General features: G+C 41.6%; 17 protein-coding genes and 1 tRNA gene. 6 read left to right on the top strand and 12 right to left on the bottom strand.

All coding sequences use genetic code 11. From position 1 onward, the window contains the following. Positions 1 to 138: 138 nt before the first annotated feature. From F6X55_RS00890 to F6X55_RS00880, 3 genes are all read left to right on the top strand, one after another. Positions 139 to 339, top strand: a complete 201-nt coding sequence (locus F6X55_RS00890) for a YqgQ family protein (RefSeq protein ID WP_026771169.1) — start codon at positions 139 to 141, stop codon at positions 337 to 339. A gap of 12 nt (positions 340 to 351) precedes the next feature. Continuing rightward, positions 352 to 1317, top strand: coding sequence for an ROK family glucokinase (locus F6X55_RS00885; protein ID WP_026569953.1), 966 nt, complete (start codon positions 352 to 354; stop codon positions 1315 to 1317). Positions 1318 to 1576: 259 nt separating this feature from the next. Beyond that, positions 1577 to 3502, top strand: coding sequence for an LTA synthase family protein (locus F6X55_RS00880; protein ID WP_026569954.1), 1926 nt, complete (start codon positions 1577 to 1579; stop codon positions 3500 to 3502). A gap of 801 nt (positions 3503 to 4303) precedes the next feature. On the opposite strand, the gene F6X55_RS00875 is transcribed toward F6X55_RS00880, so the two are convergent. Beyond that, positions 4304 to 4474: a DUF2759 domain-containing protein gene (locus tag F6X55_RS00875; protein ID WP_074601104.1), complete on the bottom strand. Its 171-nt coding sequence runs from the start codon at positions 4472 to 4474 to the stop codon at positions 4304 to 4306. Positions 4475 to 4630: 156 nt separating this feature from the next. Between F6X55_RS00875 and F6X55_RS00870 the strand changes: the two genes are divergently transcribed. Then, entirely contained in the window at positions 4631 to 5251 is a 621-nt protein-coding gene (locus F6X55_RS00870) for an MBL fold metallo-hydrolase (RefSeq protein WP_026771170.1), read from the top strand. A 69-nt stretch (positions 5252 to 5320) separates the two neighbouring features. On the opposite strand, the gene F6X55_RS00865 is transcribed toward F6X55_RS00870, so the two are convergent. The 9 genes from F6X55_RS00865 to comGA form a co-directional block, all read right to left on the bottom strand. After that, positions 5321 to 5563 carry a DUF2626 domain-containing protein gene (locus F6X55_RS00865; RefSeq protein ID WP_026569956.1) on the bottom strand — a complete coding sequence of 81 codons (243 nt, stop codon included), beginning with the start codon at positions 5561 to 5563 and terminating at the stop codon, positions 5321 to 5323. Positions 5564 to 5677: 114 nt separating this feature from the next. Then, positions 5678 to 5749: transfer RNA gene (locus F6X55_RS00860), tRNA-Gln, on the bottom strand. Positions 5750 to 6320: 571 nt separating this feature from the next. Beyond that, positions 6321 to 6710 (bottom strand): hypothetical protein, encoded by a 390-nt coding sequence (locus F6X55_RS00855; RefSeq protein ID WP_026569957.1) that lies wholly within the window; start codon positions 6708 to 6710, stop codon positions 6321 to 6323. Continuing rightward, entirely contained in the window at positions 6685 to 7131 is a 447-nt protein-coding gene (locus F6X55_RS00850; protein WP_081704500.1) for a competence type IV pilus minor pilin ComGF, read from the bottom strand. The genes F6X55_RS00855 and F6X55_RS00850 overlap by 26 nt, the downstream gene beginning before the upstream one ends. Next, on the bottom strand, positions 7076 to 7426 hold the full coding sequence (locus F6X55_RS00845; RefSeq protein ID WP_026569959.1) for a type II secretion system protein: 351 nt from the start codon (positions 7424 to 7426) through the stop codon (positions 7076 to 7078). Before F6X55_RS00845 ends, F6X55_RS00850 begins: the two co-directional genes overlap by 56 nt. After that, on the bottom strand, positions 7413 to 7847 hold the full coding sequence (gene comGD / locus F6X55_RS00840) for a competence type IV pilus minor pilin ComGD (protein WP_153461542.1): 435 nt from the start codon (positions 7845 to 7847) through the stop codon (positions 7413 to 7415). The genes F6X55_RS00845 and comGD overlap by 14 nt, the downstream gene beginning before the upstream one ends. Next, a complete protein-coding gene (gene comGC / locus F6X55_RS00835) occupies positions 7844 to 8149 on the bottom strand; it encodes a competence type IV pilus major pilin ComGC (RefSeq protein ID WP_026569961.1) in 306 nt (101 codons plus the stop codon). The genes comGD and comGC overlap by 4 nt, the downstream gene beginning before the upstream one ends. 14 nt (positions 8150 to 8163) lie before the next feature. Continuing rightward, a complete protein-coding gene (comGB, locus tag F6X55_RS00830) occupies positions 8164 to 9228 on the bottom strand; it encodes a competence type IV pilus assembly protein ComGB (RefSeq protein WP_051390402.1) in 1065 nt (354 codons plus the stop codon). After that, positions 9188 to 10276: a competence type IV pilus ATPase ComGA gene (comGA, locus tag F6X55_RS00825; RefSeq protein WP_337189809.1), complete on the bottom strand. Its 1089-nt coding sequence runs from the start codon at positions 10274 to 10276 to the stop codon at positions 9188 to 9190. Before comGA ends, comGB begins: the two co-directional genes overlap by 41 nt. Before the next feature lie 39 nt (positions 10277 to 10315). Between comGA and F6X55_RS00820 the strand changes: the two genes are divergently transcribed. Both F6X55_RS00820 and F6X55_RS00815 read left to right on the top strand, forming a co-directional pair. Then, positions 10316 to 10831 (top strand): shikimate kinase, encoded by a 516-nt coding sequence (locus F6X55_RS00820; protein ID WP_153461540.1) that lies wholly within the window; start codon positions 10316 to 10318, stop codon positions 10829 to 10831. Between the two features lie 21 nt (positions 10832 to 10852). Next, positions 10853 to 11032, top strand: a complete 180-nt coding sequence (locus F6X55_RS00815) for a YqzE family protein (protein ID WP_026569964.1) — start codon at positions 10853 to 10855, stop codon at positions 11030 to 11032. A gap of 273 nt (positions 11033 to 11305) precedes the next feature. Here the strand turns inward: F6X55_RS00815 and F6X55_RS00810 are convergent, their stop codons facing one another. Both F6X55_RS00810 and F6X55_RS00805 read right to left on the bottom strand, forming a co-directional pair. Further along, positions 11306 to 12118 (bottom strand): YqhG family protein, encoded by an 813-nt coding sequence (locus tag F6X55_RS00810; protein ID WP_153461538.1) that lies wholly within the window; start codon positions 12116 to 12118, stop codon positions 11306 to 11308. Next, the gene (locus F6X55_RS00805; protein ID WP_026569966.1) at positions 12096 to 13769 is read right to left on the bottom strand and encodes a DEAD/DEAH box helicase; all 1674 of its coding nucleotides are present in this window, start codon (positions 13767 to 13769) and stop codon (positions 12096 to 12098) included. The genes F6X55_RS00810 and F6X55_RS00805 overlap by 23 nt, the downstream gene beginning before the upstream one ends. Positions 13770 to 13812 lie beyond the last annotated feature (43 nt).

The following is a 13812-nucleotide window of genomic DNA, read 5'->3' as shown; positions in this document are numbered from 1 at the left end:
ACAGAAGATGTTCCTGCAGGCTTTTCACTGTTTTCGCGAGCCCTGATCATTAAGTGTCATTCTGCATAAACTGACAATTAGTGGTTAATCATTCCCAATCGTTTAAAAGATTGGTATAATGTTTTTTGGTGATTTAATATGAAAACGATTTATGATATACAACAATATTTAAAAAGATTTGGCACTTTCATTTACTTGGGGGATAGAATCGCAGACCTCGATATGATGGAAGATGAAGTAAGGGAATTATACAAAGCGCAGTGTATGGAAACAAGGGATTTTCAAATGGCAATCCTTTTGTTGAAACAGGAGAAACAGAAGCTGAGGGAACAACAATGAGGGGGAATCGGAATGGCAGAAAAATACGCTGTCGGCGTCGATATCGGCGGGACTACTGTAAAACTGGCCATTATTAAAGAAAGCGGCGACATTGTGGAAAAGTGGGAGATTGAGACCAACCTTGAAAACAATGGTTCATCCATACCGGAGGATATATGGTCTTCCGTTGCCAAAACAATAAAGGCGATTGGCTTGCGCTCATCTGATTTGATTGGAATCGGAGCTGGTGCTCCTGGATTTGTCGACACAGATACCGGGGTTGTAGCTGTGGCTGTCAATATCGGGTGGAAAAACTTTGCATTGGCCGAAAATCTTGGCCAGTTATCAGGTTTGCCGGTGGTCGTCGATAATGACGCCAATATTGCTGCACTGGGAGAAAATTGGCTTGGGGCAGGAAACCAGGCAGAAAATTTGATAGCAGTCACAATCGGGACAGGCGTCGGCGGTGGGATAATCGCAAACGGACAGGTGATAAATGGAGTAAATGGAACAGCGGGGGAAATCGGCCATATTACAGTTGAAACAGACGGTGCCCCTTGCAATTGCGGTCGTAATGGATGTTTGGAAACTGTTGCTTCTGCAACCGGCATTGCCAGGCAGGCTGAGCAATATATTAAATCGAACCAGGAAACATCTCTGCTAACGGCATATAAAGAGAACGGAAGAGTTACCGCCAAGGATGTATTCGAGCAAGCAAAGAACGGAGACAAAATTTCTGAAGTGATCCTGGAACGGGTAACGGATGTTTTGGGCCTGGCAATTGCTAATGCGGCCACGGTGGTAAATCCATCCAAAATCGTGATTGGAGGAGGGGTATCCAAAGCGGGGGACCAGCTCCTCGTCCCGCTCCGGAAAGCTTTTGACAAATTTGCATTGCCCCGGATCAGCGGCGCTGCTGAATTTGTAACGGCTAAATTGGGCAATGATGCGGGGGTAATCGGCGCAGCCTATTTAGTCAAACAGGAAATGAGGGCATAAACGATTTAATCAATACAAAAAAATAAGCCTTAAGAGGGTTTATTTTTTTGCCAATGTCTATTAAAATATAGAAATATTAAAAAGACGTAATTTTTTTCTTAAAAAAATGAAACCTTCTTTTAGGAGGACACGTCTTATTATTAGTGTTTATTTATTATGGATGGTGGAATATAAGTTAATAATGTAAACCGGATGTAAATTGATCATGATATGCTATCAAACTATGAAAATAGAGTTTTGTTGTTAGGAGGAAGAAAGCATGTACAAGAAATTGTTTAATATACCGTTGTATATTATTGCAACAGTGCTGTTTGGTTTAAAAACGTACATTGTTTATCGATTTATTTTTGAGATATCGCTTGATAATTGGATGCAGGAATTCATTCTGTTTGTGAACCCTTTTGCTTCTGCATTTTTGGTATTCACGTTGAGTGTTTGGTTTAAAGAAAGAAGACAGATGAAATTCTTGCGCTATGCTGCGTTGATCGGGACACTGATCATTTATTTCAACTTGATCTTTTACCGGAATTTCACCGACTTTATCACCATCCCTGTTCTATTCCAGGGAAGCAATGCAGCTGACTTGGGTTCGAGTATTATGTCGCTTGTCCATATACCGGACTTGTTACTGTTTCTCGATGTTGCCATCATCTGGGTACTGAGCAGAAAGTATCCGTCCGTAATATCGGCAGGATACCATAAGCGAGGAAAAACGCTTGCTCTCAGTGTTTCTCTTTTATTCTTGCTTTTCAACTACACACTTGCCGAAATTGAACGTCCGCAGCTGCTGCAGCGTACATTCGACCGGGAATACCTGGTGAAAAACATCGGATTGTTCAACTATCACATCTATGATGCAGTATTACAATCCAAAACGAAGGCCCAGCGGGTTTTCGCAGATGGAAATGAAATGCCTGAAATAACAGAGTATGTTGATGAACATGTTCAAAACAAAGAGAAATCAGATATGTTCGGAGCAGCCAAAGGTAAAAATGTCATTTTTATCTCACTGGAGTCAGTGCAGAACTTCGTCATCAATAACAAAGTGAATGGTGAAGAAATCACACCGTTCCTAAATGATTTAATTGATGAAAGTTATTACTTTGAAAACTTCTACCACCAAACCGAGCAGGGTAAAACATCTGACTCCGAATTTTTGATTGAAAACTCCTTATATCCTTTGTCGAGGGGGGCAGTTTTCTTTACACACGGTCAGAATGAGTACCATGCATCGCCGGAAATCTTAGGGGAAAATGGATATTTCACATCTGTATTCCACGCAAATAATAAGAGTTTCTGGAATCGGGATGTCATGTATGACAGCCTTGGCTATGATAAGTTTTTCGATGTGGAATCTTACGAAGTGACAGAAGATAACTCGATTGGTTGGGGGTTAAAAGATAAACCATTCTTTGAACAATCGATGAAATACCTACAATCACAACAGCAGCCTTTTTACTCCAAATTCATTACGCTAACCAACCACTATCCGTTTGATTTGGAAGAGGAAGATGCTTCGATTGATAAGTATGATTCGAATTCGAAGACATTGAACCAATATTTTCCGACTGTACGTTATACGGATGAAGCTGTAGAGCAATTCTTCAAGGATTTGAAAGAATCCGGCCTATATGAAGATTCGGTTATCGTATTGATGGGTGACCACTATGGTATTAGTGAATTCCATAACAAAGCCATGGGTCAGTACCTTGGCAGAGAAGTAACACCGTATGAACACATTCAATTACAGCGTGTACCATTCTTTATTCACATTCCTGGAGAAGAGGGCGGCGTCATCTCGGAGGTTGCTGGTCAAATCGATGTGAAGCCGACAATTTTAAGCCTGTTGGGAATTGAAAGCGACGACGATATTACCTTCGGAACGGATTTGTTTGCCAAAGATCGTAAAGAGTTTATCGCCCTGCGTAATGGAGATTACATCAGTGATGACTACATCTATACAAAGGGACAGTGCTATGATCGTAAAACCGGAGAACTGCTTGAATCCGATCCAACTGGTTTGGAACAACAAAAAGATGATCAAAGCGAAGGCTTATGTGAGCCTGTTAAAGAAAAAGTAGACAAGGAACTATCTTATTCCGATAAGATAATTTACGGAGACTTGCTCCGATTCTATGATTTCAATGACGAAGAAGACGATCAAGATGAGCAAGTAGAAGAATAAGAAAAAGAGTCCGGCACAAAAGCGTCGTGACTAAATTAAAACCCGAACGATTCCTAGATTCGTTCGGGTTTTCTTTTTTTTATGGCCATGATTTTGCCCCGCCACTTTTCAAATAAAGATAAAAGTAAGGACTCAATGCTGAATGTGTTGGCGTCTCCTGTCGTGATCCAGATTCGAACAGGGCAAAAAATACACTCAGCCCTCTCTCTTTGTTACCCTAAAGTTGATGACACCAAAGAAAAAGAGAGGGATATGAGTTGAAACGTCATATAAGCAGGCAGTCCATAAGGTACTGGGAGATCCATTAATCATTGCCGACCGATTTCAATTCATGCTGCAAATTTATTGGGTTTGGATGAAATTCGTCGAGAAGTTAAACAAGAGGTTAAAGAGGTTGAAGAAGCGAAGCAGAGGAAGCCTGGGGAAATTCGGGCGACCGAGACCCTTCAGCGGGCTTGGTGAGAGCAGCCTATAGCGTTCGTTCGCGGAAAACGAGCTTATGTCCTCTGCGACTTGATGACATTATCACTATTTTGATAGAAGGAGCCTTTCGATAAAGAGTTAGTGGCTTGAAAAACAACACCACCACATTTGACAGAAAACCGTTTAGATTTCAGTGATGTCTAGCTGGTATTGAAACAGGATGTGGCTGTTTTAGCCTACATTCCTTTAGACAGGCGGTTACGCTTTTCTTTAACTGCAAATCTTGGAAAAGGGCATAGGAAAGAGTATGAGTAGGACATGAAAAAATCCCTTGACCAAAAGGACAAGGGATTTCATACTGACTTATTCAAGCTGGGATTATACGTTTTGAAACAATTCTGCCCAAATAGTCATAATGGAAAACCAGCCGAACACTAAGGTGGATAATCCGGCAAATAGAACAGCAAACATATTTTTAGCTTTCAATTCACGTAATACAGCAACAGCACATAAAATAGCTACAATCAATAACAGGATTGCCAATACCACTATCGATAACCTCCTTGAATTCCCGAAAAGAAAGTTTCAGGAACAATCAATATTAATATGTAGTAGATATGATCTCCTCATACATTCTAAAACAAATTAAATGATTTGTCGAGATATACAAAGACGATTTATACTGTTTTTAGAAGGAGTGGTGACATGAAGATAGAGAAAATTCCCCTTGGACCGTTAGGCACTAATTGCTACCTTGTCATGAAAGGACAGGAAGCAATGATTATAGATCCGGGAGGAGACGCTGATAAACTGAATGCGTATTTAAAAGAGGCAGATTTAAAACCTATTGCTATATTGCTGACCCATGCCCACTTTGACCATATCGGTGCAGTGGAAGAATTGCGGGATATGTACCAGATTCCTGTGTATGTACATAAGGCAGAGTCAGACTGGCTGTCAAATCCTAATCTGAATGGCTCTGCATTATTCCGGATGGAACCGATATCTGCCGCGCCTGCTGACAGTTTTATAAGTAGCGGTGAAATGTCGGTTGGTTCCTTCGTATTCAACATACTGGAAACCCCTGGTCATTCACCAGGTGGGGTGGCTTTCGTTTTTTCTGAGGAAAAATGGGTAGTCTCAGGTGATTCCTTGTTTCAAAGAGGAATTGGGAGAACTGATTTACCCGGCGGGGATTTTGAAGTGTTAGTGGAAACGATTAAAAGTAAATTGTTCAGCTTGCCTGATGATTATACAGTTTATCCAGGACACGGTCCAGAAACCTCGATCGGTGACGAAAAACTGCATAACCAATTTGTCGGCTGAACATAAGGCAGGAATCAGGAAAAAAAGAAAAGCTCTGGCCTTTTTGAAAAGGTCCAGAGCTTCCTGTTTTTAGTGCCCAAATCCGGGAACGAGTATGAAGTTCGTATAATAGGTAAAACCAATAAAGAACAGGGTGCAATAGCCACCGAATAAGTACATGTACATGCGTTCTGAAAGCTTCAAATAGCTTACAGCAATAAAGAAAACTGTTTGAGCAAGGAATAACACAGCAAGGCTTTCCATATCACCTATATAAAACATGACTGTGAAAATACCTGTCCAAAAAGAAAGAACGCGATACATTCTATCCATACTTTTCCCCTCCTTTTCAAGGTTATGTATCATGGTTATTATAAACGAGTATGATAAGATTGTAAATCAATCTTATCATTTCTGGGAGAGAAGGGAAATCCACCAAAAAACAAACTGGGCTAGCTGGATTCGAACCAGCGAATCACGGGATCAAAACCCGCTGCCTTACCGCTTGGCTATAGCCCAATGATTGTACAGTGATAGGATGGATATTTGGAGAGTAAAATATACGTCTTTTCTCCAAAAAAATTTGAACACAATGCCACCATTCAGCCTGTTTTTCTATATGAATAAACGAAACCAGTAATTCCAGTTTTTTCTTATGCATTTTTCACTTTTGTCGGTGAGGTGTATGCTCCTTGATTTATGATATCCACTGCATCATAAACAGCTTCCCATTTCTAACTCGCGGAGACAATCAGCTTCCTCTTCTTGTACTTGCGTGAAGCTTGCCGATGAAAAAAATCCCCCTTAAACAATTTGGCTGTCGAACCTGGAAAGGAACAGAAAGAAATAGCTGCAGGATCGAAAAGGGTTTCGAGTGTCAGAAGTGTAGCAGGAACTACATTTTATTGTGGTTGATCAAATAAAATATTTGTTCTTAAACAGCAAAAAAATGAAACGGTTGTCCCTAAGTCTCCGACCATTTGCGGGACAACCCTCACTACAAAAAAGAAATAATGAATCGGACCGCCTCCATCTCGGTAGAGAAAGGAGAATACTCGAATGGGGGAGATGAAAGTGAAAATCATATGGACTATGGCAGGTCTGTTCTGAAGTTAACCAATTTGTTGACGATGGTGCCTTTGTTTGTTTCCAAGGTGAATCTCGCTTTAAGGATTCCATCTTCTATCTGTTCGCACCGAATAGTGGCAGTGCCATATGGATAGGTGTAAGTCCGGGAACGGGGACAGTCTTTATCCAAAACAGACTGTTCAGTACGTAGTTGTTCTTTTCCCATTTGCAGCAGTGTATCCAACTTGAGTTGTTCATAATACTGATATGTTTCTAACTGCTGATTGTGGACTAGGGCGACAGCACTGATCAATGCCGTGATGATGACAACTGAGACAAAGGCAATATACGGGAAGATAAAGCCATTGTGGTTAAATTTTTCGTGTTTAAGGATAACGAATCTTTTTTTCATATTGATCTCCTCCCGCCATCACTATCGTTATGCTTAAGCCGGATTGTAACTGCTTTAAAGAAAAATCGGATATATCCCGCAGCAGTATTTCATGTCCTTCACCAGACACTTGTCTTCTTAATACCCCTCCATATTGGCTTACCGAAATAACTGATCCCTCTTCAGATTCAAAAAATAGATTGTTTCCTTTTACTCGAACCCCCACAGATTGTTCTGACTGATCAGCGAGAAATTGAAAGGTTAGTCTTACGGCTTGTTCCTGATAGTGGTTTCCCATATCAATCGATTGATAAAATATGCCGACACAGGGCAGTACCATTAATAAGATGGCTAACCCGAATAGGAGCGAAACAAACGTGAATCCCTTATTGTTTTGCGGGAAAGGCGTAAAGACAAACTTCATGTTCCTTTTGTTTTGCATCCTTCCATTCCGCACATCCTTTCGTCAACTCGGTTTCCTTGGTGAATGTATACATAACCTCAACACCCATTTTGCTCTCCTGATGATTATGGTTTTCCGGATTTTCTTGATGTTCTCCATAAGCAATTTCAATTAAATCGTCATGAAGTTGCGACAGCACTTGACGTTTTATCAATAATTGCTGGTCTTCCAGCTTGATGTAAAGGAAGCTTGGCAGGAGGGAAACGGAGACCATGAGAAAAACAGAGAAAACTGCCAATGCCTCGATTGTGGTGAATCCTCTACAATTCCTCATAGTAGTGTCTCCCTTTACCGAGCGGAAAGACCACTTTGTATCGACTTCTACCTGTGTGAATGATCATGGTCCCCGGACGTTTAATTGTTCCTTTGGAATTAAAGGAAAGCGGCATTTTAAGGGTTCGTAATTCGATTCGCCAGTTTTCCGGTATTTTTCTAGTCAGGATAACTTCCCCTGTACCGCCTGTGCGTATCGTATATTCATGATGCTCTGCATCGATGTAAAGTGCACACTTTTCGGATGACAGCATTGCAGACTGCTGTAGGTAAATAAGATCGCTGTCGAACAACTGAAAGAAATCATTTATTTTTTGTTTTTCTAACATATGGACGGGGAGCGCGATACCCACGGCTGTTAGTGCAACCATACTGCCTAATACAATCATCACTTCGATGAAAGTAAAGCCTCCTGTTTTCATGGTGAGACTATCTCAACCTCCCCCGTCGGAGTAAGTTGGATTTTCTTCGATCCATTGGCACATGAATCTGTTTTTATATAATTTTCATCTAGCAGTTGAGAAATAGAGTCAGGTTCGTTGCCGTGATCCAATACGTAAGCCTGTATTTGGCTGGAAGTCATTTCTGCTAATGCGGTGCAGCCTTTTGACTGGACCTCTTCATTTTTGTCGGCGAGATTAGGCAAAATCAGTATCAAAAGAATGGAAATAATCGTCAAAACGATCAACATTTCAATTAAGGTAAAACCTTTCTCGTTTTTCATCACAATCTCCTTTGTCAGATTGAATTGATCAATTGGAACATTGGCATCATAATCGATAAATAGACAAAGATTATCAACCCTGCAAGAAGACAAAATGTAATTGGCTGGATCCAGGAAAGCAGCTTTTTCCATTTTTCCTCTAGACTTTCAGTTAAAAATTCGGCGTAAATCAGTAAATCGTGCTCCAATTCTTTGACATTGTTATTTTTAAGGAAAATGCTGGTTAGCTCCTTTTCAAAAAGGGGGAGACTTGGAAGAATCGTGGTGATATTGATTCCTCGATTAAGGTTCTCTGTTATGATCATCGCATAATGGGCAAGGATTGGATGGTGATTCTGCTCTTGCATAACGATCAGGGCATCTTTCATAGGCACAGTACTTTTCAAAAGGGCGCCTAAATGTATGGCAAACAAAAAAGTGGTTTTCATCCGTTGAAAGCCGAACACTACAGGGATCCTTTGAAGTATCTTTAGGTGCCGATCAATTGGTATCCGGCTCCTTAATGATAGCCAGACAGGGCCAAATAGGATGACGGCGGCAGCCATGAATGCAGAGAGCGTGAACAAAAAGTCGACGAAGAAAATAGAATAGGTGGTGACTGCCGGTGTATCCCCTGAAACAGAGAGGACCATTTGGGTAAAAGCGGGATAAACAGCAGTCTTGATGAAGTATAATAACACGGTGAAAAAAACAATCAGAATAAAAGGGTAGCGTGAAGTTTTTTGGAATTGGGCGTATTGGGAAAGCTGTTTCTCCATTGCCTGTGAACAATGGAAGAGCATGGATTCTAAATCGCCGTTTTTTCTGGCAAAATATAAATAGGAGATGATATTTTGATGGAAATGTGCTTTCTCGAAAGCCTTGTCGATTCTTTCCCCATCTGCCAAAGAACTAGAAATGGAACGGGAGGCTTTCTTTAACTTTGGGTCCCATTCAAGCATAAGAAGGGACTCCATCAAAGAATATCCACCTTCTATCAGTCTGGTGAGACGTTGCAGCAAGACAAGCTGGTCTTTGGTGGATAGTTTCATCCCGTGCTTAAAAACCAGTGTTGAAAATTGTCTGATCAGCATAGCCATATGCGTATGCTTTCCTCCTTAATCGGGCAAATGTAGGGAAAGCCGAGGAACGATAGGGATTGTTGCCGTTTATCGCCTTGACGAGGAGAGCATTTTCCAGCAACTCCAGCACGGCAGTGCGTTTAATATCGGAACCGGGCAGTCGTGTCGGCAATAATTGAAGAGCACCGACACCTAGCAATACTTGGTGAAGATCAGTCTCGCTGATTTCCATATCAATCAGGCGTTTGATCGTGCCATAGGCATTTTTGGCATGAAGCGTGGATAAGACGAGATGCCCTGTAAGAGCAGCCTGGACGGCAATCTGTGCCGTCCCCTTATCACGGATTTCGCCTATCATGACAATGTCTGGATCATGTCGGAGCGCCGCTTTTAACCCTGTTTGAAAAGTTAAGCCGGCTTTTTCATTCACCTGAACTTGAATAGCTTTGCATAATTCCTTTTCAATCGGATCTTCGAGTGTGATCACCTGGGGGGATAACTTATCGAGCAAGGATTGTAGCAAGGCATAAAGCGTAGTGGTCTTCCCGCTACCCGTGGGCCCTGTAAGCAGTATGATTCCGGATCTGGCTGAAACCAACCTGTAAAGCTTTGTTAACTGCCAAGGGAACAACAACAGCCGTTCGAGAGGAGGGGTGTCAGTTTGGGGAAGGATGCGGACGGCCAAACTTTCCGAATGTTTTACGGGGAGTGTGGACAATCGAAGGGAATAGGTCGATCCGTTTTCCGTTTTAAAAGGGATGGTACCGTTTTGCGGCTTACGTACTTCTCCTATATCCATACCTGAGGTAAACTTATAGTAACCGAGTATTTTTTTATAGTGTCTTACAGGTATCCTGCTGAAGAGGCTTCGTTCACCCCTGATTCGGAATGAAATTTCTGTTTCATCGGCAGATGGTAGGAAGTGGATGTCGGAGGCATGGGCTGAAATGGCTGCAGCAAGCAGTTTTTCGGAGAAGGTGACAGCGATTGTCACTTCTTTAATCACCTCACTTTCATTGGGGGATAAAGATTGATTCGACGAATCTTGTTTAATTCCTGCAATCAAATAAAAATATTCTACATAAAAATTAAAAGGGAGAGAATTATGAAAGCAATTTATCTTATTGGCTTTATGGGAAGCGGTAAATCAAGTGTATTACGATTACTGGCTGAGAAAATGGCTGTACCGGGACTGGATACAGATCAACAGATTGAGCAAACGACCCAGCGGACGATTCCCGAAATTTTTCAGAGCCAGGGGGAAATGGCCTTCCGCGAAAAGGAAACCGATACTTTGATGAAAATGCCTAAGACAGATGCAGTGGTAGCAACGGGAGGTGGTATTGTAGAGTCCGACGTAAACAGGAAGTGGATGAAAGAAAATGTTATCGTCGTTTACCTGCACACTACGTTAGATGAAATAGAGCGAAGATTAGGAAACGATCGGTCCCGTCCGCTCTGGAAAAAGCATGGTAAAGCCGCACTATATGAGAATAGATTGGGAAAATACCGCCAGACGGCAGACATATTGATCGAAACGGATGGAAAGAGTCCAGAACAGGTGGCAGAAGAAATACATCAGCTTATAAGAAAAGGAAAAACGGACATGCTAGACCTATAAGAAATTATCGAGGTGAATGAAGTGTCCGGAAACGATTACGTTAAGTTCATGACACAGGAAATCGTGAAATACATGGATACACCACACGACCAGAGGAAAAAGCAAAAACGCCTTAGCAAAAGAGAGCACAACGAAGTTTCTGATCATTGGCTGGGTTTACTTCCGTTTGCTTTTCGTCTACTCATGAAAAAGAAAAAGTAACAGACTGTTTATGGACTGTCTGTTACTTTTTTTAATTGGCATCAGCATTACTGAAGACGGGCGTGTGAAAAACATAGTGCTACCTGCGATTAGCGGCTAAGTATTAGTTTTGTTCTTGTCGCCGAGCAGGTCCCCCTCTTCTGGATAAGATATAGTCCCGTTCCAAGTAGAAAGGCAACGTCAGGACATTGTACGGCTAGTTTTCCTTTCGCGTCATCAGTAAAAAACACATTCGGTGACAGATGTTTATCTTAAAGTTGTAAGACCTTTTGTTTAACTGCCTGAACTGACGACGTTCGAACTACCTTGGGTAAGATAAAAAAGGCCGCCATTGATTATGTCGATGGAAATCCGAGGACGGAACCTGCTTTCGATTTCATTCAGTGCCTGCTGTAACTGATTCTGTTTTTCTTCTTCTGCCTGCTCTTCCTTATAGAAATGCTCGAGTAGTTTTCCTTCGGCATAAAGGTGATCCCATGATTCTTTCGCCCAGGTGTAATCCTTCGTTCGAAGGTAATCCTGTACATAACGAATCAATCGTTGATAGGCACTTTTGTTGTGTATCAACGGAGATATGGTATAACAGTAATCAGGTATTGCCGGCTGCAGGTTTAATAGGGATAGTTTCTCCATCATCGGGCTGACCAACGTTCCGTTGATCAATTGCAGACCATAAGACAGCAATTCATCCTTTTTGTGCTTCCCTTGATAACTTACTTTGATATTCAACACTAGCCACGGAATTAGCGGCTGTCGCTGTATAGAAACAATTTGTTCATATTGTCTGGTTATTTTTCCTTGCCTTGTCAACGTACGGAAAATTTGATGCAATCTTGGACTGCCGAAATGTACCCATTCACCCTGTTCGTTTTGTCTGTCTGGATTTGTTATAAAAGTGATTTTCATCGGCTGCCCTTTTTGGCCGATTTGCTTGATGTAATGCCAATAAAACGGCCGATTCATAATCAGTTCATCCATTTCATCAGTCAATTGAATGGTCACTTTTCCATTGTCGTTTTCCAACAACTCGCATTGATTGGCAAGAAAGTAGTCGGTAAGAAATTCATGAAGATTCTCGATTGCCATTCCAATCCTCCTGTTCTTGTAATTGGTCTTGTCGCAAGGAAATGACGGAAGATAGATTATCCAGTTTGATTTTGGCCTCTCCTTCTGTTTCAGATTCCCTGAAGATGGTCTGGATTTCCTGTTCGACATCTTTTATGTCCAATTCGGCAAGAATGTCATCAAGATTGCCTACCACACGTTCAAACAAATGGATTTTTTCATACAATAAGTTCAGCACATGTTCTTCCATTGTGTTGCGAATTGCAAAGTTGTATATGTGGACATCCTGTTGTTGGCCGAATCGGTGTATTCTTCCGATTCGCTGTTCTAATCGCATGGGATTCCAAGGTAAATCATAATTTATCATGTTATTGCAAAATTGAAGATTGATTCCTTCACCGCCGGCTTCAGTGGCAATCAAAACCTGTGCATGGTTTTGAAAAAGCTGCTTCATCCAATCCTTTTTGCCGCGTTTAAAGCCGCCCCGATAGGGAACAGAAGTGATACCATGCTGTTGCAGGTACCATTGCAAGTACAATTGGCTTGCTCTGTATTCCGTGAAGATGATGTACTTTTCCTCCGTGTCTCCGATGAGTTCAACCACCTTAGCGGCTTTCGCATGATGCGGCAGCTCTTCTATCACTTTCAGAAATTCTTGATAGGCCTCCCTGTTGGAAATTGCTTTTTCCTGCTGCAGCATTTTTTTCATGGACAAATAACAAGCTTCCCGGGAAGAACACAGTTCTCTTGTTAATGTAATAGAAGAAAAAGTGTCTGCTTCCCTGGTAATCGATGTTAACTGATTGTAAGCTTTTTGCTCAGCTTCGCTGAAAGTTATCCATATCGTCTTCACTTTCCTATCCGTCCAGTCCACCTTTGTATCTTGCCTGCGGTTTCGTACCATCACTTTTTGAATCAGCTGTTTAAGATGATCATCGTTGAATAAATTGTTACGATCTTTTCCGTAAGTGGCGGTAAAGTCTTCATAATTTCCGAGATGTCCAGGTTTCAAAATCGAGACAAGATTGAAAATGTCACTGAGTTTGTTTTGTACAGGCGTTGCAGTAAGAAGCAGGCAGTATTTCTTTTTCAAAGCACGAACGAACTCATAGTTCTTGGTTTTGTGGTTTTTGAGTTTGTGAGCTTCGTCTATTAAGATGAAATCGTATTCCTGTTCCAGTATTATATCGCGGTGGGGTTGTCGTTTTGCTGTATCAATCGAGCTGACAATGATGCTGTTTTGGTCCCATACCGGCCGTTTGCCTTGGGAGACGGCCGGTATGTAGAATTTTTGGCTCAGTTCGAGTACCCATTGGTTTACAAGGGAAGCGGGAACAAGAATCAGCGCTTTTTTAACCAATCCCCTGATCATGTATTCTTTTAAGATCAATCCGGCTTCTATCGTTTTTCCCAAACCGACCTCATCCGCCAGCAATCCCCTTCCGTTCATTTCCTCGATAATCTGTCTGGCGCAGTCGAGCTGGTGCGGTAAAAATTCCATATGCGGCAAATGTTTAGGAGCAGTCAACCCGGTGAATTCAGGCGTCAGTGTCGTTTGGGCTGCATGATAGGACATTTGAAAAAGTTTCCACGAAGAGAACGGTCCGTCCTGTTGGATAGCAGATTCCAATTCTTCTATAAAAGCATTGTCATTGTTAAGCTGAATGTTCATCCAGTTTCCCCCTTAAAAAATATTAAAAATTCTTTCCATACCG

The organism is Sediminibacillus terrae (genome assembly GCF_009602435.1).
Taxonomy (GTDB): domain Bacteria; phylum Bacillota; class Bacilli; order Bacillales; family Amphibacillaceae; genus Sediminibacillus; species Sediminibacillus terrae.
The sequence above is the reverse complement of the archived record's forward strand: the minus strand, read 5'-3'. Positions and strand labels throughout refer to the sequence as shown.